27 protein-coding genes and 1 pseudogene are annotated in these 22,514 nt (G+C 45.8%); 8 read left to right on the top strand and 20 right to left on the bottom strand.

Features of this window, described 5'->3' with window-relative positions; genetic code table 11:
- Positions 1 to 137: 137 nt before the first annotated feature.
- Together AAHH42_RS06105 and AAHH42_RS06100 are read right to left on the bottom strand one after the other, a co-directional pair.
- Complete coding sequence (locus AAHH42_RS06105; protein ID WP_342221870.1) at positions 138 to 608, bottom strand: DUF1456 family protein; 471 nt, start codon at positions 606 to 608, stop codon at positions 138 to 140.
- 185 nt (positions 609 to 793) lie between these two features.
- Positions 794 to 1,042, bottom strand: coding sequence for a GlsB/YeaQ/YmgE family stress response membrane protein (locus tag AAHH42_RS06100; protein ID WP_072550311.1), 249 nt, complete (start codon positions 1,040 to 1,042; stop codon positions 794 to 796).
- 191 nt (positions 1,043 to 1,233) lie between these two features.
- Here AAHH42_RS06100 and AAHH42_RS06095 point away from each other — a divergent pair, with 191 nt between their 5' ends.
- Positions 1,234 to 1,836 carry a glycosyltransferase family 39 protein gene (locus AAHH42_RS06095; protein ID WP_342221869.1) on the top strand — a complete coding sequence of 201 codons (603 nt, stop codon included), beginning with the start codon at positions 1,234 to 1,236 and terminating at the stop codon, positions 1,834 to 1,836.
- A gap of 5 nt (positions 1,837 to 1,841) precedes the next feature.
- On the top strand, positions 1,842 to 2,684 hold the full coding sequence (locus AAHH42_RS06090) for a hypothetical protein (protein WP_240313842.1): 843 nt from the start codon (positions 1,842 to 1,844) through the stop codon (positions 2,682 to 2,684).
- 21 nt (positions 2,685 to 2,705) lie between these two features.
- Here the strand turns inward: AAHH42_RS06090 and rhlE are convergent.
- Positions 2,706 to 3,917, bottom strand: a pseudogene (gene rhlE, locus AAHH42_RS06085) (ATP-dependent RNA helicase RhlE); the annotation flags it as partial.
- A gap of 479 nt (positions 3,918 to 4,396) precedes the next feature.
- Between rhlE and AAHH42_RS06080 the strand changes: the two are divergent.
- A protein-coding gene (locus tag AAHH42_RS06080; protein WP_342221868.1) for an IS5 family transposase occupies positions 4,397 to 5,219 on the top strand; the annotation gives its coding sequence in 2 pieces (ribosomal slippage) (positions 4,397 to 4,879 and positions 4,881 to 5,219; 822 coding nt in all).
- A gap of 82 nt (positions 5,220 to 5,301) precedes the next feature.
- Here the strand turns inward: AAHH42_RS06080 and ftsH are convergent.
- Positions 5,302 to 7,218, bottom strand: a complete 1,917-nt coding sequence (gene ftsH, locus AAHH42_RS06075) for an ATP-dependent zinc metalloprotease FtsH (RefSeq protein ID WP_342221867.1) — start codon at positions 7,216 to 7,218, stop codon at positions 5,302 to 5,304.
- Between the two features lie 57 nt (positions 7,219 to 7,275).
- Positions 7,276 to 7,905: a 23S rRNA (uridine(2552)-2'-O)-methyltransferase RlmE gene (gene rlmE / locus AAHH42_RS06070; RefSeq protein ID WP_342221866.1), complete on the bottom strand. Its 630-nt coding sequence runs from the start codon at positions 7,903 to 7,905 to the stop codon at positions 7,276 to 7,278.
- Between the two features lie 216 nt (positions 7,906 to 8,121).
- On the opposite strand from rlmE, the gene yhbY reads away from it, so the two are divergent.
- Positions 8,122 to 8,415 carry a ribosome assembly RNA-binding protein YhbY gene (gene yhbY, locus AAHH42_RS06065; protein WP_072551036.1) on the top strand — a complete coding sequence of 98 codons (294 nt, stop codon included), beginning with the start codon at positions 8,122 to 8,124 and terminating at the stop codon, positions 8,413 to 8,415.
- Positions 8,416 to 8,552: 137 nt separating this feature from the next.
- Here yhbY and greA read toward each other — a convergent pair whose 3' ends face one another.
- Entirely contained in the window at positions 8,553 to 9,029 is a 477-nt protein-coding gene (greA, locus tag AAHH42_RS06060) for a transcription elongation factor GreA (RefSeq protein WP_072551035.1), read from the bottom strand.
- A 293-nt stretch (positions 9,030 to 9,322) separates the two neighbouring features.
- Here greA and dacB point away from each other — a divergent pair, with 293 nt between their 5' ends.
- From dacB to AAHH42_RS06045, 3 genes are all read left to right on the top strand, one after another.
- On the top strand, positions 9,323 to 10,744 hold the full coding sequence (gene dacB, locus AAHH42_RS06055) for a serine-type D-Ala-D-Ala carboxypeptidase (protein ID WP_342222026.1): 1,422 nt from the start codon (positions 9,323 to 9,325) through the stop codon (positions 10,742 to 10,744).
- A 94-nt stretch (positions 10,745 to 10,838) separates the two neighbouring features.
- Positions 10,839 to 11,768, top strand: coding sequence for a murein hydrolase activator NlpD (gene nlpD, locus AAHH42_RS06050; protein WP_083429664.1), 930 nt, complete (start codon positions 10,839 to 10,841; stop codon positions 11,766 to 11,768).
- A 56-nt stretch (positions 11,769 to 11,824) separates the two neighbouring features.
- A complete protein-coding gene (locus AAHH42_RS06045) occupies positions 11,825 to 12,016 on the top strand; it encodes a hypothetical protein (RefSeq protein ID WP_342221865.1) in 192 nt (63 codons plus the stop codon).
- On the opposite strand, the gene AAHH42_RS06040 is transcribed toward AAHH42_RS06045, so the two are convergent.
- The 3 genes from AAHH42_RS06040 to AAHH42_RS06030 form a co-directional block, all read right to left on the bottom strand.
- On the bottom strand, positions 12,011 to 12,985 hold the full coding sequence (locus tag AAHH42_RS06040; RefSeq protein ID WP_342221864.1) for an IS110 family transposase: 975 nt from the start codon (positions 12,983 to 12,985) through the stop codon (positions 12,011 to 12,013). The two genes, AAHH42_RS06045 and AAHH42_RS06040, sit on opposite strands and share 6 nt — an antisense overlap.
- A gap of 206 nt (positions 12,986 to 13,191) precedes the next feature.
- Positions 13,192 to 15,975: a phage tail tape measure protein gene (locus AAHH42_RS06035; protein ID WP_342221863.1), complete on the bottom strand. Its 2,784-nt coding sequence runs from the start codon at positions 15,973 to 15,975 to the stop codon at positions 13,192 to 13,194.
- Positions 15,972 to 16,172 carry a DUF1799 domain-containing protein gene (locus tag AAHH42_RS06030; protein ID WP_342222024.1) on the bottom strand — a complete coding sequence of 67 codons (201 nt, stop codon included), beginning with the start codon at positions 16,170 to 16,172 and terminating at the stop codon, positions 15,972 to 15,974. Before AAHH42_RS06030 ends, AAHH42_RS06035 begins: the two co-directional genes overlap by 4 nt.
- Here AAHH42_RS06030 and AAHH42_RS06025 point away from each other — a divergent pair.
- Positions 16,123 to 16,263 carry a hypothetical protein gene (locus AAHH42_RS06025; protein ID WP_342221040.1) on the top strand — a complete coding sequence of 47 codons (141 nt, stop codon included), beginning with the start codon at positions 16,123 to 16,125 and terminating at the stop codon, positions 16,261 to 16,263. The genes AAHH42_RS06030 and AAHH42_RS06025 overlap by 50 nt on opposite strands.
- A 19-nt stretch (positions 16,264 to 16,282) precedes the next feature.
- Here AAHH42_RS06025 and AAHH42_RS06020 read toward each other — a convergent pair whose 3' ends face one another.
- From AAHH42_RS06020 to AAHH42_RS05970, 11 genes are all read right to left on the bottom strand, one after another.
- The gene (locus tag AAHH42_RS06020) at positions 16,283 to 16,594 is read right to left on the bottom strand and encodes a phage tail assembly chaperone (RefSeq protein ID WP_072551181.1); all 312 of its coding nucleotides are present in this window, start codon (positions 16,592 to 16,594) and stop codon (positions 16,283 to 16,285) included.
- An 11-nt stretch (positions 16,595 to 16,605) separates the two neighbouring features.
- On the bottom strand, positions 16,606 to 17,172 hold the full coding sequence (locus AAHH42_RS06015) for a phage tail protein (protein WP_342221862.1): 567 nt from the start codon (positions 17,170 to 17,172) through the stop codon (positions 16,606 to 16,608).
- A gap of 202 nt (positions 17,173 to 17,374) precedes the next feature.
- On the bottom strand, positions 17,375 to 17,725 hold the full coding sequence (locus AAHH42_RS06010) for a type II toxin-antitoxin system ChpB family toxin (protein WP_162860101.1): 351 nt from the start codon (positions 17,723 to 17,725) through the stop codon (positions 17,375 to 17,377).
- Complete coding sequence (locus tag AAHH42_RS06005; protein WP_119797406.1) at positions 17,722 to 17,976, bottom strand: AbrB/MazE/SpoVT family DNA-binding domain-containing protein; 255 nt, start codon at positions 17,974 to 17,976, stop codon at positions 17,722 to 17,724. Before AAHH42_RS06005 ends, AAHH42_RS06010 begins: the two co-directional genes overlap by 4 nt.
- Before the next feature lie 143 nt (positions 17,977 to 18,119).
- The gene (locus AAHH42_RS06000) at positions 18,120 to 18,527 is read right to left on the bottom strand and encodes a phage tail terminator-like protein (protein WP_342221846.1); all 408 of its coding nucleotides are present in this window, start codon (positions 18,525 to 18,527) and stop codon (positions 18,120 to 18,122) included.
- On the bottom strand, positions 18,524 to 18,979 hold the full coding sequence (locus AAHH42_RS05995) for a hypothetical protein (protein WP_119797405.1): 456 nt from the start codon (positions 18,977 to 18,979) through the stop codon (positions 18,524 to 18,526). Before AAHH42_RS05995 ends, AAHH42_RS06000 begins: the two co-directional genes overlap by 4 nt.
- 144 nt (positions 18,980 to 19,123) lie before the next feature.
- Positions 19,124 to 19,474, bottom strand: a complete 351-nt coding sequence (locus tag AAHH42_RS05990) for a hypothetical protein (protein ID WP_342221845.1) — start codon at positions 19,472 to 19,474, stop codon at positions 19,124 to 19,126.
- 4 nt (positions 19,475 to 19,478) lie between these two features.
- Entirely contained in the window at positions 19,479 to 19,958 is a 480-nt protein-coding gene (locus tag AAHH42_RS05985; protein ID WP_342221861.1) for a DnaT-like ssDNA-binding protein, read from the bottom strand.
- A 1-nt stretch (position 19,959) separates the two neighbouring features.
- The gene (locus AAHH42_RS05980; RefSeq protein WP_342221860.1) at positions 19,960 to 20,133 is read right to left on the bottom strand and encodes a hypothetical protein; all 174 of its coding nucleotides are present in this window, start codon (positions 20,131 to 20,133) and stop codon (positions 19,960 to 19,962) included.
- A gap of 513 nt (positions 20,134 to 20,646) precedes the next feature.
- Positions 20,647 to 21,672: a P22 phage major capsid protein family protein gene (locus AAHH42_RS05975; RefSeq protein WP_342221858.1), complete on the bottom strand. Its 1,026-nt coding sequence runs from the start codon at positions 21,670 to 21,672 to the stop codon at positions 20,647 to 20,649.
- Positions 21,673 to 21,706: 34 nt separating this feature from the next.
- On the bottom strand, positions 21,707 to 22,459 hold the full coding sequence (locus tag AAHH42_RS05970; protein ID WP_342221047.1) for a DUF6651 domain-containing protein: 753 nt from the start codon (positions 22,457 to 22,459) through the stop codon (positions 21,707 to 21,709).
- Positions 22,460 to 22,514 lie beyond the last annotated feature (55 nt).

Here is a 22,514-nt window from a genome sequence, read left to right as displayed (position 1 = left end):
TTTATCCTAATCTTTGAAAAGAACATCATAACTAATGTGATATAACACTCAATTTTTTCGGTCAAAAGAGACGTAGCATCGAATGTTTCAATAAATTGGAAGACTTTCCCTATCTTCAGCTCTTATTAATTCAAACGTTATTTTTTAATGACACGGGTGCGTAAAGTTAGCCCTTTTAAAAAATTGCGTAATAGTTGATCGCCACATAAACGAAAATTTTTGCTACCCTCTTTACGAAAGAGTGCATTTAATTCAGGTTTCGTTACCGGAAAACCAACCGAAATAAAAATATCATGCATATCTGTATCTCTTAGCTCAAAAGCCACGCGTAATTTTTTTAACACAATATTATTGTTTAGTGGGATCTCAATGGCAGGAGCAGGAAATTTATCATCTTTACCACGCTTAAAAAAAATCAGACCATTTAAAAAATGTGCCATCACTTCATCAGGGCAATGCTGATAATTTTTTTCGTCATCTTTTTTAAGAAAATTAATAACATCTGCATTGTTCACTCGATAATTGGTTAATTTAATAATTTCGGTTATTTTAGCATCGTTCACATCAAGCATATAACGAACACTACGGAGTACATCATTATTTATCATTTTTTACCCTATTTTTGCTACGTGCATAAAAACGATCCATTTTAACAGCTAACTAGGGTAGTATAATAATTAATGATTATTTTCTCAATATAAAACAACTAACAATCTGTCTATTATCTAATAGATACAGCAAGGTGGCAATGATTGCCACCTTTAAAAAAAATAAAAAAATATAACAAATAAAATTAACCTTTTATTTTTCGGTAAACAAATAATATAATTAAAGCACCGATTACAGCGACAATAAAACTACCAAAGTTAAATCCATCTACCTTCCCCATTCCGAAAAAGGTACTGATATAGCCACCCACCACGGCTCCAACAATCCCTAAAATGATAGTGATAATAAGCCCACCATCATTTTTACCTGGCATAATCCATTTAGCAAGAATACCCGCTATCAAACCAAAGATAATCCACGATAGGATACCCATATAAGACCTCCAGTTAAAAGCACATTATTAGACAAGCAGGTTATTTTTATACAACTCTCCCTAAGTTAAGACCCTATTAAGTAAATACGCAAATTTGAGTTGCAGTTACCCTCATCTTGATGATGGTAAGTCGTCACCTTCTACGTTAAAATCAAGCGGACATGACGGAAAAAAATTGAGGCATTTGATTGATGAGAGTACCTAATACGAGAAAATTTCGGGTTCTAGCCATTCTTTTTATTGTTCTTTATGCCATGGTATGGACATTCGTTTCTTATTCTTTTGATCCCACAGTACCTTATGATGCTGTTGAAGCGTTAAATTGGGCAAATAATCTGGAATTTGGTTCACCCAAAAATCCTTATATGGTCGGGGCAGTGATGCTCCCAGTGATATTGTTTAGCAAATTCATCCCATTCGATTTCTATTGGTATGCGACACATTTTATCGCGGTTTCTATTGGTATGCTGGGTATATGGCTGCTCAGTCTACGCGTTTTTAGTTGTCATATTATTGCTTTCTTTTTGCTGATGAGTCTAAATTTAAGTGGTGTGATTAATTTTGATATTATTTCCTATAATGACAATTACCTACTAATTATGTTTTGGCCATATTTATTTCTCTTTTTTATCAAAGCACTTTATGACGATAAAAAATATTGGTTATTACTCGCGTTAGTCTGTGGCCTAGCCGTAATGTCAAAATATTCTTCATTGTCTTTCTTGCCGTTTATGCTGTTTTATACACTGATTACTAAGGAAGGAAAGCATTTAAATATAAAGAATTCTATCTAGCCATTTTGCTTTTTTCCTGCATTATTGCACCTAATGCTTGGTGGCTTTATCAACATGATTTTGCAGCATTTGGTTGGGTAGACTCACAAATAAAACCAGGGCTGAATAGCAAAGTTATCGTCGCTTTTTTGTCCGTTTTTTACCCGGTTGTTTTAATAGGATTAATTTTACTGCCACTCGGTGCCCAAATAGCTTCACCACAGACAGCAGAAAAAAAGGCGGTTATCGCTATTTTATTACCCCCTCTTCTGATCATTTTTCTTTATTTTCTTTTTAACAGTGGTGGTCGTATTACAGAATGGTTACAACCTTTTTCATTATTAGCACCGGTGGCAACATTATTATTTATCAATGTAGATAAAATAAAAAATTGGCGAAAAATTAATTTATCCTTATTATCTGTGGCTATCCTTATTTGTTCTGGTTACACCCTCGTATTAGTAAAAAATATTCGTGGAGCAGGGACAAAATTTTATTATATAAAACCCATCAGCCTTGAACTAAATAATTTATGGCAACAAAATTACCATGTTCCATTAAAGTATGTAGGTGGGGGCTATCTGTCCCAATGGTTGACATTCTATGCGCCTGATCATCCGAAAACTGCAACCCAGTGGTCAAATGAACAAAAACCCAATATTTATAATGTACATCTCACGGAAAATAATATTATTACTGATGGAGGCTTATTTCTTAGTGAACGTGGGGTCGATTGTACTGAAGCCGACTTTGGTGGTGTAAAACAATCTTTTCCAACTATCAATTTGTCAAAAAAACATGACTACAGTTTTACAACGGAGCAGGGCGACACCATCAAACTGTGTTTAGCCTTTGCTCCGCCAAAATAATCCTCTGAGTTACACCACACGCCGCTTTTTACTCGGGCGTGAGGTGCTGCTACGCCCTTGGCGTCCATTTTGAATCGGAGCAGCTTTAATTGTTGGATCTGGCTGATAACCTTCAATAGTGATACGTGGGATCTCACATTTGAGTAAACGTTCAACATCTCGCAATAATTTATGCTCATCGACACAGACCAAAGAAATAGCTTCGCCGGTACAATCTGCACGCCCAGTACGACCAATACGATGCACATAATCTTCAGGTACGTTTGGCAGCTCATAGTTAACAACATGAGGCAATTGATCGATATCCAACCCTCGAGCAGCAATATCTGTCGCTACTAGCACGCGAATTTCACCATTTTTAAAATCAGCCAGTGCACGTGTGCGGGCACCTTGGCTCTTATTCCCATGAATAGCAGCGGTAGTAATACCGTCCTTATTCAATTGCTCGGCCAAATGATTAGCGCCATGTTTAGTACGATTAAACACTAATACTTGCTGCCAATTCTGACTACCGATCATATAAGAAAGCAGTTGCCGTTTACGGTTTTTATCCACAAAATGGACGCTCTGCTTGATCCGCTCAGAAGCAGTATTACGTGGAGCTACTTCAACAGAAGCTGGATTATGTAATAATTTATTGGTTAATAACTTTATTTCATTTGAAAATGTTGCAGAAAATAGCAAATTTTGGCGTTTTGTTGGCAATTTAGCTAACACTCGGCGAATATCATGAATAAAACCCATATCTAGCATACGGTCAGCTTCATCTAACACCAATATTTCAACTTTTGATAAATCGACAGCATTTTTCTGTTCCAAGTCCAATAAACGACCTGGAGTAGCGATTAAAATATCAACACCACCACGTAATTTCATCATCTGAGGATTGATATTAACGCCACCAAAGACCACCAACGAACGCAGTTTAAGACATTGACTGTAATCTCTTACATTTTCAGCAACCTGTGCCGCTAATTCACGTGTTGGCGTAAGGATAAGTGCACGCACTGGACGACGTCCCTTAATTGGAGACTGATTATGACTCAGCAATTGCAGCACCGGCAGGGTAAAAGCTGCCGTTTTTCCCGTACCTGTTTGCGCACAGGCCATTAAATCACACCCCGCCAATACCACGGGGATGGCCTGCTGTTGAATTGGCGTTGGCACAAGATAGCCTTGTTTGGTAACAGCATCCAGGATATTAGCGTTTAAGCCGAGAGAATCAAATGACATAATGATGAAAAGCTCCAAATCTCCCTTTCCCAACGACAATATCAGGGGCAGTTTTTAAGGAGGATTGTCAGACGAGGGATTACCACGAGGGATCGGTACAAACTGCATTGTACTATTTTGAGCAACTGTAACAGATTTTTAGCAGGAAATGATATTTTTATTGATTAGACTTCTTGCAAAACCGTAGTTCATTATGCAAAGTCAAGGCACTAGAGCACAGCAGCCCTAGTAACATAACGAATACATGAGGATTGCGAGCACCAGGTAACGCGGAATTTACAGCACCTAGTAGGTTTTGCAAGAAGTCTATTAGACCTCTTCGGAAACTATAGCAGGCGCCATGTAACGTGATCACTTTTGTTAATAAATATTAATTAATATCAATATGTTATTTCTAATTTTCATAATCAACTGATACGGCGCCTGCTATAGCATTCATGTAGGAATGTTGTTAAAAATCTCCTGAACAAGGAGCCCCCATGAAATATGAACAAATAAAGGTATTGGAAGAGGAAAAATTTCGGCGCTTAACCGGAGTTAAACGCAGTACATTTGAAAAGATGATAAAGATATTGAATGAAGCAGATAAATGTAAGCAAGGGAAAGGAGGTCGGAAACCCAAGCTGGGTTTAGAAGATCGCTTATTAATGGTACTTGAGTATCTACGAGAATATCGCACTTATTTTCCTGTCAGCCAAAGCGATGGCGTGAGTGAGAGCACCTGCTATGAAGCGATTAAATGGATAGAGAATACGCTAATAAAGCATCCTGATTTTGCCCTCCCTGGACGCAAAGCTTTATTAAAAAGTGATAGGGAGTATGAGCTCGTTCTTATTGATGCCACAGAAACGCCGATTGAACGTCCAAAAAAACAAAAGCAATTTTACTCAGGAAAAAAGAAACGACCCACCTTAAAAACCCAAGTGATCGTCGATAAAAAAAGCAAAGCAGTCATCTGTACAACCATTTACTCATGGGAGGCGTCATGATTTTAGGTTGTTCAAAGAGTCTGGCGTGCGAATACATCCTGAAATCAAAACAGTGACAGATACAGGTTACCAAGGGCTTGGCAAGATCCATTCAAACTCGGCGTTGCCTAAGAAAAAGACAAAGAAAAATCCCTTAACAAAAGAAGATAAACGCAACAATCGTGAGTTATCAAGCCAGCGTGTATTAAACGAAAATGTCCTTGGTATGATTAAACGATTTAAAATCGTATCAGATCGTTATCGAAACAGGCGAAAACGGTTTGGATTACGATTTAATCTGATTGCAGCAATTTATAACATGGAAATTAGATAAATCAGAGTTTCCGAAGAGGTCTATTGTGAAAATCCAAACAGCCTTGGGGCTTTACCCAAGACTGTGTTTTGTTACGTTATTTTTATGAAGCAGTATTACTCGCATTTGGTGTAGCAGAGTCGTCCATTGGAGTCGGTGCTTGTGGTGTCGCATCATTATCAGACGAATTATCCTTCACGACATCGTCCCAACCGGCAGGAGCTCGGACATCTTTACGGCTCATAAGATCATCGATCTGAGGGGCATCAATAGTCTCATACTTCATTAACGCGTCTTTCATGGTATGTAAAATATCCCTGTTTTCCATGAGCAGATCACGCGTACGCTGATAGTTACTATCTATAATAAGTTTGACTTCCTGATCAATAATACGTGCGGTTTCATCGGACATATGCTTAGCTTTGGCTACAGAACGCCCCAAGAATACTTCGCCCTCTTCCTCGGCATACAACAACGGGCCCAATTTTTCGGAAAAACCCCATTGCGTCACCATGTTACGCGCGATAGACGTGGCTACTTTGATATCATTCGAAGCACCGGTAGAAACTTTTTCCACACCATAGATGATTTCTTCAGCAAGACGACCACCATACAATGTAGAAATCTGACTTTCCAATTTCTGACGACTCGCACTAATCGCATCACCTTCCGGCAAGAAGAAAGTCACCCCGAGTGCACGTCCTCGGGGGATAATGGTGACTTTATGCACTGGATCATGCTCTGGTACTAAACGACCAATGATTGCATGACCTGCTTCATGATACGCCGTCGATTCTTTTTGTTCCTCGGTCATCACCATAGAGCGCCGCTCGGCACCCATCATAATTTTGTCTTTAGCTTTTTCAAATTCAACCATAGAAACCGCACGTTTGTTACCTCGGGCAGCAAACAACGCAGCTTCATTAATCAAGTTAGCTAAATCAGCCCCAGAAAAACCAGGAGTACCACGGGCTATAACAGAAGCATTGACATCAATCTCAAGTGGTACACGACGCATATGCACCTTTAGGATCTGTTCACGACCGCGAACATCAGGTAAACCGACCACAACCTGACGATCGAAACGCCCCGGACGTAGTAGCGCGGGGTCTAAAACATCAGGGCGGTTTGTCGCAGCGATAACAATAATACCTTCATTGCCTTCAAAACCATCCATCTCAACGAGCATTTGGTTTAATGTCTGCTCACGCTCATCATGACCGCCGCCTAAACCTGCACCACGCTGCCGCCCCACGGCATCGATTTCATCGATAAAAATGATACAAGGTGCCGTTTTCTTGGCTTGCTCAAACATGTCTCGGACACGGGAGGCACCGACACCAACAAACATCTCGACAAAATCAGAACCTGATATGGTGAAAAAAGGAACTTTTGCTTCTCCGGCGATGGCTTTCGCCAACAACGTTTTACCGGTTCCTGGCGGCCCTACCATCAATACGCCTTTAGGAATTTTACCGCCTAACTTTTGGAAACGAGCCGGCTCACGCAAATACTCAACCAGTTCACTGACTTCCTCCTTTGCTTCGTCACAACCTGCAACATCCGAAAAAGAAGTTTTTATCTGATCTTCTGTCAACATTCGCGCTTTGCTCTTGCCAAAGGACATGGCTCCCCCTCTGCCACCGCCCTGCATTTGACGCATGAAGAAGACCCATACCCCAATCAACAGCAACATTGGGAACCAAGAAATAAAGATAGAGGCCAGTAAACTGGGTTCTTCCGGTGGCTCGCCGACAACTTTTACATTTTTTGCCAATAAAGTGTCTAACAACTTAGGATCATTCACCGGAATGAAAGTTGTATACCGACTATTATCCTTTTTGTTGACGCTGATTTCACGCCCATTTATCTGTGTTTCACGAACCTGATCCTGGATCACGTCGGACATAAAAGTAGAGTAGTCTACTCTACGGCCGTTTGATTCGCTGGGGCTAAAACTCTGGAATACAGTCATCAATACGACTGCGATAACTAACCAGAGAATTAGGTTTTTCGCCATGTCACTCAAGGGATTAGCCTCATATTACAACTGTGTTAACAAACAGCGGTTAGGGTACTATAGTTTTCGTCCCGTCGCTACAATGTACACTTCACGCGATCGCGCACGTGAAGCATCTGGCTTACGAACTTTTACTTTCGTAAACAGGGAGCGAATTTCCCGGAGGTATTCATCAAAGCCATTTCCCTGAAACACTTTCACCAAAAAACTACCACCTGGCGAGAGTACATAACGACACATATCTAGCGCTAATTCAACTAGATACATCGATCTTGGTATATCAACTGCTGGAGTCCCACTCATATTCGGAGACATATCAGACATCACCACCTGAATTTTTTTATCCGTTATCCGATCAAGTAAAGCCTGCAATACACGCTCATCACGGAAATCACCTTGAAGAAAATCGACACCGACGATGGGATCCATCGGCAGCACATCACAGGCAATGATGTGTCCTTCCTCCCCGATTTGCTGAACGACATATTGTGACCAACCCCCCGGTGCGGCGCCTAAATCGACAACTGTCATCCCAGGCTTAAAAAGCTTATCACTTTGCTGTACTTCATCAAGTTTAAACCAGGCACGCGAACGTAGCTTCTTTTTCTGTGCCTGTAGTACATATTTATCGCTAAAGTGTTCTTGTAACCAGCGACTAGAGCTAGCTGAACGCCTTTTATTAGCCATATCGTTTTCCAATTATTGCTTTTCAGCTACTCTTTTCAACTCATTGTTTTAAAAAAATTTATTTTCATATTGTCCGTTCTCAGAACATCATGATAAAACCGGTGTAGACCGTTTGATTCCCATAAGGCTTCACATCAGAAGTTAAGTGATTTGGTGATACCTACAAGATGGCGTTAGAATGCGTGCTTTTCAATCCCAAGTTAAGTAAAAAAGAAAATGGACCTTAATAATAAACAAAAACAGTACCTAAAAAGTTTAGCTCATCCGCTAAAACCGGTGGTTATGCTGGGCAACAACGGCTTAACCGCAAAGGTACTGGCAGAAATCAATCAGACACTGGAACATCATGAAGTTATCAAGGTCAAAATTGTCACTGAAGAGCGTGAAGCTAAATCCTTGATTGCTGATACCATAGTTCGTAAAACGGGCGCAAGTAACGTGCAAATGATCGGTAATATTTTGGTGCTTTATCGACCTGCTAAAGAACGTAAAGTCATTCTACCTCGCTAGTGGTCCTTACCTATTTTTTAATCCAGTATTCTGCTAGATCCTCAGACATACCCCAGCCCACCATCCTTGGCGGGCCTTCTGGGTGTTACATAACACCCGTTGAGAAATAGAACATAAGCATGCGTGAGCAAAAGAAATTATAAATGCTCCACTTTAAGAATTTGATACGTAACCTCGCCACCAGGTGTTGCAATGATCACCTCATCGTTGATTTTTTTACTCATTAAGCCTCGTGCTATTGGTGAACTAACCGAAATCAAATTTTGTTTAAAATCGGCTTCATCATCGCCGACAATACGATAAACCAATGTCTTATCTGCATCCACATTGCGTACAGTAACGGTGACACCAAAAATAACACCACCAGTAGGCGTGACTTTAGTAATATCAATGACAGCAGCATGGGAAAGCTTGGTCTCAATTTCTTTAATACGACCTTCACAAAAGCTTTGCTGCTCACGCGCAGCATGATACTCCGCGTTCTCTTTTAAGTCACCGTGCGCACGGGCATCTGCAATAGCCGTAATAATTTCAGGACGGCGTGTGCTTTTTAAATATACTAACTCTTTATTTAGTTTATCGGCTCCATAAACCGTCATCGGGACCTGTTTCATCAATAAATACCTCTAACATTTGTTCTGTTTACATAATCGCCACTAGACCTGTTGTGTAACCTCTTTACATTTTAACGTAGAGTTCCCTTTCGATCATCGTTTACTTTCTCTTGGTTGCACCCTACTATTTGTTGTGGCTTATTATTTATTGTATTTTTACTATTTGTTGCACTTTCCCATTTATTGCTCTTTACTATGGCCCCCTGACTATGGCAGCACCCTATTTGGCAATGATGCGAACTACGTATTTATCACGAATTGTTAGTAGACTGATTTATGCTATTACTCTCACTATGACGCCCAGCATTGGCATTGTAAGCTCTCATGCTGTACCGGTTGCAAGTTATATGCAATCTTTGCCCGATGGTGCGAACCTGGCGTTAGTGGTACAAAAAATAGGTGCCAGCACGCCATTAATAAATTACCACGCTGATCAAATGGCGCTGCCTGCCAGTACTCAGAAAATATTAACCGCTCTGGCAGCTTTATTGCAACTCGGGGCAGATTTTCGTTTTAATACGACGTTAGAAAGTACGGGAACTGTGACCATGGGTGTGCTGCACGGCGATTTAATTGCCCGCTTTGGTGGTGATCCTACTTTAACCCGTCAGAAATTACGTAATATGGTGGCGATGCTCAAAAAAAACGGTATCCATAGAATTGCTGGCGATTTAATTATCGATACTGCTATTTTTTCTAGCCACGATAAAGCACCTGGTTGGTCATGGAACGATATAACCCAATGTTTTAGCGCCCCTCCGGCAGCAGCTATTGTTGATCGTAACTGTTTCTCCGTTTCACTTTCTAGTGCGCCCACAGTGGGTGATATGGCCTTTATTCGTGTCGCTTCCTATTACCCGGTACAGATGTTTAGCGAAGTTCGTACACTGGCTAAAGGTTCAGCAGATGCACAATACTGTGAGCTAGATATTATACCTGGTGAACTAAATCGTTTTACTCTTAAAGGATGTTTGACACAGCGTAACGAACCTTTGCCACTTGCCTTTGCTATACAAAATGGTGCCAGTTATGCCGGTGCCATTCTAAAGGATGAATTGCAAAAGGCAGATATTGACATCGATGATAATTTGCGACATCAAACTGTGTTGCAAACCTTACCTACATCAACAAATACTATATTGGCACGAGCTCAGTCTGCACGTTTGCATGATTTGCTAAAAATCATGTTGAAAACATCAGATAACCTGATCGCAGATACCGTTTTCCGCACCATAGGCCATCAACGTTTTAATGTACCGGGAACCTGGCGTACGGGGGCTGATGCGGTTCGGCAGGTACTAAGGCAAAAAGCGGGATTTGATCTGGGTAACAGCATTGTAGTGGATGGATCAGGGTTATCACGTCATAATTTGATCTCACCTGCGACCATGATGCAAGCATTGCAATATATTGCGCAACACGATAAAGAACTTGATTTTATCTCTATGCTACCTTTATCCGGCCATGATGGTACCTTGCTTTACCGGAGCAGTTTACATGAAGCAGGAGTGACCGGTAAAGTATCGGCAAAAACGGGGGCGTTGCAAGGTGTTTACAATTTGGCGGGTTTTATCACCACCACCACTGGGCAACGTATGGCGTTTGTCCAGTTTTTGTCAGGTTACGCTGTCTCTCCCGGGGAGCAACGTACTCGTAGGGTACCGTTGCTTCGTTTTGAGAGCCGTCTATATAAAGACATTTATAAAAATAACTAATTTTTGCGCTAAACTTTCTGCAAAAGCACAGTGTGTTATGTAAAGTGTATTCGCACCTGTCTCACTAGGGGAAAATATGAGCACGGAAAACCCCATGATTATTTTACGTCGGGTTGTAGTATGTACGGTTATTAGTCTATGGTTGGTCGGTTGTAGCAATGATACGCCAACCTCCGCACCGATCAGCACCGCAGGAGGCAAAACTTTCGGAAAAAAATCGGGTGATAAGAAAAACGCCACTGCTCCTATAATTTATAACCGTAGCTATAATAATATCGCCAAGGGAAGCTACAATGGCAACGTTTATACCGTTAAGCGGGGTGATACTTTATTCTATATCGCATGGATTACCGGTAACGATTACCGCGAGTTGGCAAGTAAAAATAATATCCCCCAACCTTATAGTCTCAACGTAGGACAATCTATTCAATTGGACAACGTATCCGGTCAGAGTATGTTGACAGCCGGTAACACAACGACCAATAGAATAGCCATACCACCATCGGATAAGGCGATGCAAACCAAGCCGGTTGATTTTAAAGTAACGAGCGAGTATTCTCCTTACCCAGGTAAACAAAATGTTAGTAAAATGTTGCCAAAAATTGATACAACAGCGTCGGCTACTGCTCAGGGGGGCACCCGTGGCGCTTTTGATAATGTCAGTCCAGTTAAGGAGTGGAAATGGCCGGCTGATAATTTCCGAGCTGTTCGAGAAGGCAGTAAAGGGATTGAAATCGAGGGTAAACGTCAGCAACCAATATTTGCGACTGCTCAGGGTAAAGTGGTGTATTCCGGCAACGCGTTACGAGGTTACGGCAAGCTTATCATTATTAAACATAGTGATGACTATCTGAGTGCTTATGCTCATAACGATACTATACTGGTTCAGGAACAAGAAGAAGTGAAGGCAGGGCAAAAAATAGCGACTATGGGTAGCACCGGAGCTGATTCAGTTAGATTACATTTTGAAATTCGTTACAAAGGGAAATCCGTTAATCCGCTGCGTTACCTTCCGCAGCGATAAGTGGGACGGAATACGTTGAAATTCTGTTCTCGGTGTCACCGGAGTAGGAGCTGCATATGAACCAAAACACGCTGAAAGTCGATGAGTTGCTAGATGAAGACGCAGATTTTTATGAGGGTAGTTCGGTAGAGGTAGAGGATGATTCGGTAATAGAGATTTTTGATGAAAAATCATCCCTAGATGAAGTTATTGAAGACGAACTGGCGGAAGATGATCTGCTGCTGCAGATACCGTCTTGCCCATCATGATGCAAGTGCTATTTTTGTATCGAATGGGATGCCTGATTTCAGCACACCATACGCCAGTTGGAGTAATTTGCGCATTGCTGCACAGACGCCCATTTTACCCCCTTTATGGCATGATACGAGTCGTTGCCACTGTGCTTTCACTATCGGATTACAAGAAAGGGCAGCCAGAGCGGGCATATACAACGCTTTCCTGAGCTCGGTATGACCCCGTTTTGATAGGCGGCTCCGTCCTTTAAATAAACCTGATTCACAAAGTTTTGGGTTAAGCCCGGCATAGGCCACCACTGCCTTACTGTTAGTGAATTTTGACACATTACCCACATACGCCAGCAAACTGGCACTTAGTATTTCACCGATACCAGGAATACTCTCCAGCAACGCTTTATTTTTCTTTAAGTCAGGATCGTTATCGATATGGTTTTTTATTTTTTCTTTGGTGGCCTGGATTTGTTGTTTAAGTGCAGAAATGATTTCAAGCAGTGAGGATTGAACGACATCGTCAGCCACTGATTGCCGATTTTCTTGCATTTGCCTCATTTCCTCTAAACTCTTTAGATGGCGTACTAGCGCGGTTAATTGACGTTCGCTCAAGGGAGGAGGAGTCCAGAGGACAGGTGTATGCAGTGCGCAGTAGCGCACTATCATTTTTGCATCCCCCTGATCCGTCTTGTTCCGACTCAGTTCACTCTCACCAAAGGCATGAATACGTGATGGGTTTTCTAGGCTGACGTCAATGCCATTATCAACTAAGAACATAGCCAGTGGAACACTGTAACTCCCTGTGGCTTCGAGACAAATATGACAATCCCCGTAAGGGATAAGCCATTTCAGTAGTTGGCTAAATCCAGAGGGGGTATTCGGGAATGCTTTTGTTTTATACTTTTTTCTCTCTACCCACACTGCAACATCGAATTTTAATTTGGCAACATCAATACCCACTGCGGTCTTGTCCATGGCTGATTCTCCCATGAAAAACAGATAATTAAATGATCGCCCCGACCTTCCTTATAAATACGTGCTCTTAGCACAAGATACCGTTCGGTCTTACAGGCGACGATAAATATGTCACCGGGGTTTTATCTGACTGCACAAGCTTTAAGCCTAAGGGCGCAAACAAACTCTCCGGTGACATCCCAATGATCAGTTGGGGATCATCAACCTTTGAAAGTTAATAATCAAGATATAAGGGCATAAAGATTATCGACGCCAATACGCTCGGTGGCGTCTTTAGTCATCACAAATTCGCCTTTGTGGACGATACCCGCAGGCTGGTATTTGTCGCCTTCACCGGTGTAGCCACCGCTCGCATGGCTGGGCACGGTGCTTTGCCAGCGGGTGTTCATGCCCATTACACCGGTTCCCATGGCGCTGTGACTGGTTGCATTTACAGGGTTCGTGGTAAACGACCCCCCTATCCAGCCCATGGCTGCCTGTATTGCTTGAGCAATCAGTAATCGATTAATGATATCGACGATATTTGTCAAAAATGCCGTGGCAAAGCTTTTTAGATTGGCCTGACCGGTGGTGGTCAATTCGGTCATCATCGAGGACAAGTTGCCCAGGGTGTGATTGGCGAGTTTTTGTGTTGCCGCGAAGACGTGAGTGGCGGTTTCACCGTATTCGGTTATTCCTTGTTTCATGCCCGCCAGCCAGTTGCCCTCGTTCATTTTTTCCTGATGAAAACCGGTATGTAATTCTTGTTTTGCCCTGAGATAGGCGGCGGTGATTTTTTCTAGTTGCTCGGCATCGGTGATGCCTTCTTTTTGTTTCTGATAGGTATTATCCAGCTGAAAGGTCTGGTCAACGCGTTTTGCCTGTTTATCGGTGAGTCCAAATCTAGCCTGCTGCTGAGCGTTACGACGGGCAAGAGACTGGCTGGTGTCTTCCATCTGTTTGAGTGCGGCGAGCGCTTTTTGGCGCTGGCTGTTCTCACGGGATAACTGAGCTTCCAGTTGCAGGCTGGCATTGATTTCTTTGGCACGGGCTAACAGAGATTGTTGGTCAGCAGTCAATAACGATTTGGTTTTTAAATCCGCTATCTGCTGTGTGAATCTCACCTGCTGCTTTTCCTGCTCATTCATTGAAGCCGTGAGCGTTGCCTGTTCACGTAACATCGCGACCCGCTGACGGCTTTCCAGTAAAGCACGGGTGGCAGCATCATCGCGATAGACTGCGGCTGGACGGCCTGTTGCCTGGCGGATGTTGGGTGATTTTTTGCGCTTCTCGTCGGGAAATCGTGCTTCGATAGCCGCACGGATACGCACTTGTTCCTGCGGGCTGAATCGGGTAGCAATCTCGTTAAATTTTTTCAGCTCTTTGCTGCGCTGCTGGGCTTGGTTGGCATAGCGTTCACGCCAGTGGTCACGGCGTTGCAGCGCCGCTTTTTCGATTGCTTCGGTGGTGTGATGGGCTTTTTTACGCGCCGCGGTTAATTCATCCTGAAATTGCTTTTCCAGTAAGGCCGTTTTTTTATTTTCCAGCTCTTTGATACGGGTGCGATTAAAAAACCCTTTGCGCGCCGCATTTAAATGCGCCTCCGCCAGGGCCAGTTCATCCTGTATCGTTTTGTCTCTGCCGATATCCAGCATGGCATTCCAGGCGCTCTTGGCCGTGTTTTTCAGGCTGTACCAGGCTTTTTCCATCGTGCCCAGATTAGCGACGATGTCATCCGCCCGGGTTTTCAGGGCATTGGCATAGGCCTCCATCGCCAGACGTGCGGCACCCAAGGTATTGCCCGCGCGTTCCAGGGCGGCTATCTGTTCATACTCGGAAGCCGTCAGAAAATGCAATTGCTTGTCTAATGCTTTGACCGCAGTAAGCGGTTCCTCCTGTAAGCGGGTAAAATGTTTGACGGTGTCATCGACGGATTGCCCCGTTGCCGCGGCCATTTTGGCGGCCGCCACGCTGACCTGTTCAATTTGTGTGCTGTCAAACGCGCCGCTGCCCACCACCTGTGCCAGAGCTGCCGATAACGCCGATTGGGTTAACCCGTCACCGGAGAGTCGTTTAGCCAACTGTTGTAATTGAGTGGCGGTTTTGCCCGCATACTGGCCGGTCAAAATCAGCTGCTTATTGAAGGTGCTGCTTTCTTGTGCACCCCGGTAGTAGGCCAGTCCGACGCTTGCCAGCGCGGTCGCGGCGCCCCCGAGCAGGATTTTGGTCGGTGTCAGCCACTGTCCCATGGCTTTGAGTGCATTGGCGATGCCACCAAAGCTGTCCCGGATTTGTCCTCCTTGCTGAATGGCAATCAGGTACAGCGGCATCCCCCCGGCAATCGAGGTCGCAATGTCGGTAAACTGCATCGGCAATTGACGTAATGCCATCCGGTATTGACCCGCCGATATCGTGCCTTTTTTCCAGCTGTTTTCTTGTTCCCTGAGTGTGGCAATGAAAGGTGCAGCCTGTTGGGTGACGCCCAATTGTGCGGCTTTGTAGGCCAAAATCTCCGCAGTGGTTTTCCCCTGACATTCACTTTGTTCACGCAGTTTAGCAATAAAGGCGTTTTTTGCCTGAGCGGCGACTTTGTCTGCAGCGGCTTGCGCCGCCGCGGCACGACCTTCAGCGGTTCTCGCTTGGGCAGCTTGAGCGAGTTCATCACGCGCCTGATGAATTGCCCGGGCGGCTTGGTCAAAGGTGTCCTTGTCAAGGAACGGCAAGTTTTTATACCGCCTGAGCTGCGCTTCCCTCTCATCAAGCTTGCCAAAGGCCGCGGTGACCGGATGAATTTTACCCAATAAGCGGTGCAGCTCATCACGCTGTTGTTGCAGGCTAAGATTGGCTTGATGTGTTTGATGGCCGAACGCATTGAGCGTACGGGTGGCCGGTGTAAACGATGAATTGAAATCCTCGGCTTGCGCGGCAGTACGCGCGGCCGTGTCGCCAAAGTGAGCCAGTGCCCTGTCCCCTTTTTCCAGGTTTGAGGTGTCGACACGTAGCGAAATCGTTGCAATCTCTGTCATGTTGAATGCCTCTTGTGAATAAGGGACAAGGCGATACTTTTCAGGGTGCGGATATCGTCAAAAACGGTTGCGCGGGGTTCTACGCCTAGTAGAGTCATCACGTGGAGTAGGCAGCCATAATCCAGGCCAGTCGGACCCGCCATCCCCGTGCGCCATTGGGTCGACATCGCCCGCATGACGAGGAAAGACGGCCAGATGTCAGGCCAGACTTCAATGCACTGTGCGTTAAAATCCTCAGGGCGTAAGCCTGCGCTGGCTAATTCTTCCGCACAAGGCGCTGGGGTGTAGAGCGCCGTCGCAACCGCCCTCAGTTTTTTTCGCGTTGACCCAAGAGCTCACGGTAAAAGGTGTGAATGATAGCTTCAATGGCTTGGGGATAGTTATTCGCCAGCTTGGTCAGATTGTCACGATTTAACTCATCGGGCAGCGCCCAGGCGGCGGTAATGTGCTCAACAAAATCCAATCCCGTTTGGTTTTTGCGTTTTTCCCGCTCCGCCATCTCGTTGAGTGGCACATGTTTGAAGGTAAAGGTCACGATACCTGCCTCCAGGCCCGCGCGTGGAATCGCCACATCGGCTTTAAATCTGGGCTGAGGTTGCAACGTAAATTCGATCGACATACGGTGTCTCCTTAAGCGGGTTCTTTGTAAAATGTCATGGCGGGACTCTGCATATTCAGTACCAATGAGACCGTTTCCACGGCGTTAACTTCAGTATGAGGCACCTCGTTAAAAGCCACCGTCGCTGACCAGTAGCGCTTTTCTTTGGCCTGCGGCACGAACATCGAGAAGGCGACCACGTCCTGACGCTGATCGGTCTCCCGTAATAGCGGATAAATCGCCAAAGCAGGATCATGTCCCAAGGTATAGGTCAGGGTGCGCGGGGCTTTCACGGTGTTGATATTGCGTTGCACGGTATCGGATAAAAATTGCAGGCTGACCGTTTGTTGATCGCCGCCAGAACTGGCAACCTCTTTGATTTGCGGGATTTCTGTCCAGGTTTTTATTTTGCGCAGACTGCCCGCGCCGCCACCGGCAACAAATTGTGTGGTCTGGCGGGTGTCGATATTTTCCAGGGTGAGGCTGGTTGCCGTCGCCGCCGACACGCGAGCAACCCGTTCATTGAGCCCCGTCCAGCCGGAAGACAGGTGAACAAGGTCATCCTTTTTAATTTTGTCGTTGCCGACCACCGTGAGCACCGCATGGGCAGCATTCGTGATAGCCGTAAACGGTAGCGCGGTTTCGTAGTCTGAGGCCAGGTAAACCTGGGCACCATTTGGTAAGGCAAAGCCCATAAGCTGTCTCCGAGTGTTGAGAGAATAAGAGGATGTTTAGAAATAAATTGATAACGAAATAATTTTCGAGGGCAGTTGATCAAGATAAGGTCGCTGTCCGACTTTTTTATTCGATGAGGGTGTGTAGTTTAATGAGCGCTTCTTCAATCACGATGTGATCAGCTTTTTCAATGAATTCACCGTCTCGGGCAGTGATATCAACCATTCTGCTTTGATTTAATAACACGACGCCTTGGGTTTGCGCGCCACTCCCTGATAATGTTACCGTGAAACCCTGATACCTTGAGAAAGCACCGCCTTGTGTGATCGGGGCAATCAAAACCATGCCAAGATCATTGAAGTTTTTAGGAGAGAGTACCAATACTGGTCGTCTGTCACCTTGCTGTTCTTTTCCTCGAGTCGGGTTGAGTGTTAACAATACGATATCACCGCGCGAAAATCCTTTTCTACGTGTCACCATATTTCTTCCCCTACGGGGGAGTGATCGTCACCCCATACACTTTCTTCCGTTTCAAGTGGGGCACTGGCATCACATTGTTTAATCAGTTCGGCCAGGGTGTAACGCTTAGGTTTGGGCGTCAGAACCAAGGTGCCGTCTTTGATTTCCAGATCCAGTTCTTGACCTACAGAGACCCCAATTTTTTTCAGAAAGAGCGCCGGTATGACGATACCGTTGCTATTGCCCCATTTTTTGATGGCTACTGTCATAAGACCTCCGAACATTGATGTTTATACAGCGTATAATAGTGACAGAAGAAGTCAATAATTATATTTAGTCTATACATTATATGTGAAGATACCCTCTGACAAATGTGAAGCACTCTAACAATTCACTACGGGGTAGTCGCCGATCAAATCATATGCGCCCGATAGCGCAGACTGAGGGGCAGACTGTAGGTGTGACAGTGCGTGATACCCGCAAATACTGTGAGGACACTAATGATTGCACAGCGGATAAGGCCATCGGTTAACGTGGTGCCCAAATCAAACAGATTGATGAGGTCATCAGCGACAGCTTGAACTTGAGCCTGGCCGCTACCCGTCGGGACACAGAGGGTCATTTGATAGACCCCGTGATAAACCCGGGAAACTTGCGCTAAATCCAGGCATTCTGTGGTGGCAGGCAAGAGATACGATTGCAGATACAGGCTGCCGGTGTCACTAAACTGCACGTTTTGACTGGCGACGGGAACCCCTTTTTTTGCTGCCCAGGTGCCCAGATGGTGCTCAAGTAGCGCCATGATACGTCCCGTGCTCATTTTTTCATCTCCTTAACCGCCTGGTTAAACAGCGTCTGGAATGCTTCCGCGGTGACACGAACCATACCGTTGGGCGCCTGTTTCGAGTGACCGAACTCCAGCCGATAGGCATAGGGCACGGTGTTGCTGAAATAGATGGCCTGCGTACCCGGCGTAAACTGCGTTAATTGCTGCATTCCCTCCGTTAGCGTCAGATTGCCACGGGGGTCAATGCGTCCGGTTTCTGTTTCTGCGGGCACATCAAAGGTCACCTGCCAATTGCCGCGAAATCGACCACCGGTATAGCCGGGTGGCGCTTTGCCTTGCCAGGTGTCCGCGTTACCCACTGGCGACATTGTCACCAATCTTGCCAATATTTTCATGCCCAGCACCTGGGGGAGTGCCTGATGCGCCTGTTTACTCTGGTTAATAAAGGCAGTCATGGAGGCCATAAAAGGTTTGTTATCCGTCATCTTAGAGCCTGTTCCAAATCTTCTTGAGCGACGCTCAGACGAGGAAAAAACGTGTGAAAAAGCGCAGTTTACAGAGAGTAAATGAGCATTTTGAGCGCGTTTTTGACGAAGTATCAGCAAGCACAAGAGATTTAGAACAGGTTCTTAGGCTCTCAGTTGCAATTGATAACACAGCAGCAATGCAGCAGGTTTCACGGGAGTGACCTGTATCACCCGATGGGCTTTGCCCTCGATAAGAAGGCGATCGCCCTGATAAATTTCCGTCTCAGCGGTTGCCATCATTTTACTGTCACCTTGTTGGATAAGCGTGCCATCAATTTCACCGGTGGTGTAACGCGCCATGACACCCGTCAGCCTGTGATTTTCTAGCGGAACAGCGATTTCAACGCCTTTGATGACCTGAACACCCCCGCCTCGCTGTAGGGTATAAGGGACACCATTGTCACGCAATAAACGGTCGGCAGCACGGCGTAAGCCTGCATCATTGATCGCCATGTCATCACCCCCTGACGAGCTGGATTTGGCAGCTGCTGATGAGCAGGCCGTGCAGTAAGCCAGGCAACCAGCTAAAATGAGGTGACGAAGCAGACCCCGACGCATAGGTCACACTGATTGCCCCTGAAACACTTTCCTGAATAACTTCCTTGCCACCTGAAAACGACGGCGTCAAATCGATAGCCTGTGCGGCCAACGCCAGACGGCATTGCGCCTGAAGGACTTGTGATGGAATGCACTCTTTGGGCAATAAATAGCCATCGAAGATAACCCCTGAGCGCGGCCAGGCCAGGGGCTGAGAAGCGGTGGTCCGTTCGCCTTGCCAGTTCAGTCCCGCCAGGTAATCCAGAGCTTTTATCAACAAGGTTTCACAGGCAATGTCCTCCTCGGGGAGCGGCTCACCTCGTTTGCTGGCGAGTCGTCGCAAATCGGCGACACGGGCATAACTTTCCCTTTCGGGTGAATTGATATCCGTGATGAGCATGTTATTTTTCCTGTTCACTGTGTTGCCAGCCTTCATCCAGCCAGCGGGTGATTTCATCGGGATGCACATTGGCGGTTATCGGATCATCAGGGTGAAGAGGGGAAGGATGCATCATCGGGATAAGTGCTGAAGGCGGTGGTGTTACTGCTGTATTGTCTTTTTTGTTTTTCGTCATGCTTTTTTCCTAACATAACCTCGATTCGGGATAAGCATAAGCCTCACTAAGTAGACCACATATTCACACAAAATATACTTTACAATCAATATGTTAGTCGTGTATTTTAATTACGTACCTTTACTTGCAACCCTGTTTATATTGCATCATGGTACAGTGACATTAAATACAACATTTGGATTGTTACGGAAAAAAAGGATATTTACATGAAAAGGACCAAGAAACTTTTGACACTATTACCAATTTTATTATCGCCAATGTTTACCTTTGCTTCCCCTGCTGCGGTTCCTGCGGGTTGTAAAGTTTGGATGGTACCTGAAGGTCCGTGGCTTTCACGCCTGCTCGTTTGTTCTCAACAGAAAACAACCCCCTCGTGTCCTTTATCTCAACAGATTACTGATCGACAGGATATCATGATGCCCCCAAGAATCGGGTGACCCGCTTTTTTGTATATGAGTTAGACTTATGCTTATCTCTATTCAGTTAAAATAAAGCGGCTATCACGCCGCTGTCTTAGCCTAAAATCAGCGCACTGTGCTCCGGTTTCACTGCCGCGACACCCCAGGCTAGCCCGACTTCATAGCGTATCTGATGATACTGACGGTAGAGCGCCACCTGGAAAGTCATGCCGGAGACCGGATCGGTGACATTCATCACATCATCGGCGATATCCCCGCCTTGAGGCATCGCCGGTGTCCGTGACGCCAGCAGGAATGCATTGCGATCGAATGCCATGTTAGCGGTGTAGTGACCAACCAGCGTGACAGCGGTGTTGTCCGCCAGGTCTTGCAACAAGCCCGGTGCAGACAAGGTGATAGTCGAGGCGCTGGCTGCTGCCACCACGTATTGATGCGTATCGCCGGTAAAGGTGACAATATCCCCTCGGTTTATCGTGCCGCTTCCACTGTCTACGGCAATGAGCTGATTGCCGACGTGATAACCGCCCGCTTTGTTGACCAGAAACCCGCTACCCGTCCCTGCTGTGACCCGTTTGATGCCCGCGGAATTGTGCAAATTAAAGCCTTCGATACGCCCGATGGTGCCTTCACGTAACAGGGCTTCGCTGCCCGCTTCGTTGACTTTAAACAAGACGGATTGTTTGCCACGAATGTTGGAAATAGCCGCTGACCCCAAGACCATTTGCAAATCGGTGGTCGGGGCCCCGTTATCTTCCAGCACGCGACGCGCATCGGCAAAATCGGCCAGGTCTTCTTTGACGCCAAAGGGAGTGCTCCCTGCCTTTCCGACAGCCAGTTGTTCTTCCCCGTTCCATTGCACGGGCGCCATTTTGGATTTGCTGATTTTAACTTCCACCGTACTGAGTGTTTGTTCCGCACTGCCTGCCGCCGTGGGACCGGGCACGATGTCCACCGTTTTAGCGATGGGGGCCACCGGTGCGGTGATATTTTGATCGAGGGCGGCGGTTTCCGCTTTGCTGTTACGGGCGACGGCGGGAATAAAACCGACTTGCTCACGGGAAACGCTGTCTAATGCGGTATAAATGGTGGGGATCAACCCCGTTAAGGTATTGCCTGCCATGCTGTTGCTCCAGGGTTAAGGGTAAGGTGTGTAATTAATCGACGATCGAGATACCGTCTTTGAGTGCGGCCTGTTTGCTGCCGATGTCCAAGGCATCAAAGGCGCTGCGTTTGAGTGTTTTGTGTCCGTGCTGCTGGGGTGTGGGTTGTGAACCGCCGCCACGGTGGCCGGAGGCTTTCAGAATGTGGTCTTTGTGCGGATACTGTTCGATGAGGTATTCTAAGGCTTCCTCAAACTCCGCGATTTCCCCGGGCTGACGGCGTGAGAATACCTTGTTGCCTGCCGCATCCGTGGCGACCACTTTACCTGCGTCAATGCTGAATGCGTGACCGAACCGGGCTTGCACCAAATCCGCCGGGATCGCCAGGTTATCCTGGATAAACGTCGAGCTGCTGAAACGTCCGCCAATCATCTCTTGATACAACTGGGCTTCCAGGGTTTTATTTTTGCTGCTGGCCTCGTCAAGCTGAGTTTGAAAAGCTTGAGTGATTTGTGCTTTCACCTGGTCGACCGCACCGGCCTCGATTAATTTCTTTTGATCGATGTGGGTGAGCGTTTGCAGTGCTTCACGGGCTTTCGCTGGGTCGTCAATGCCGGCAAACGCCTTGAGCTTGGCTTCGAGTGCTTCCTTGGCCTCACGGTGGCTTTTGGCTTCCCCATTGAGGGCGCTAATTTTGTTCAAGGCTGCCACCGCATCAAAGGGGATCGCTTTGCCGTCCTCATGCAAATACACCGGCATGCCGTTTTCCAGTACCGCTTTTCCTTCTGTATCGAGGTGCAATTTCATTGCTATTGTCTCCGCCCGCAGGCTGGGTTAACCGGTCATCCGACCCGGGCGCTGT

Source organism: Candidatus Fukatsuia endosymbiont of Tuberolachnus salignus (genome assembly GCF_964030845.1).
Lineage (GTDB): Bacteria > Pseudomonadota > Gammaproteobacteria > Enterobacterales > Enterobacteriaceae > Fukatsuia > Fukatsuia symbiotica.
This window is presented reverse-complemented; position numbering and strand designations above follow the sequence as displayed.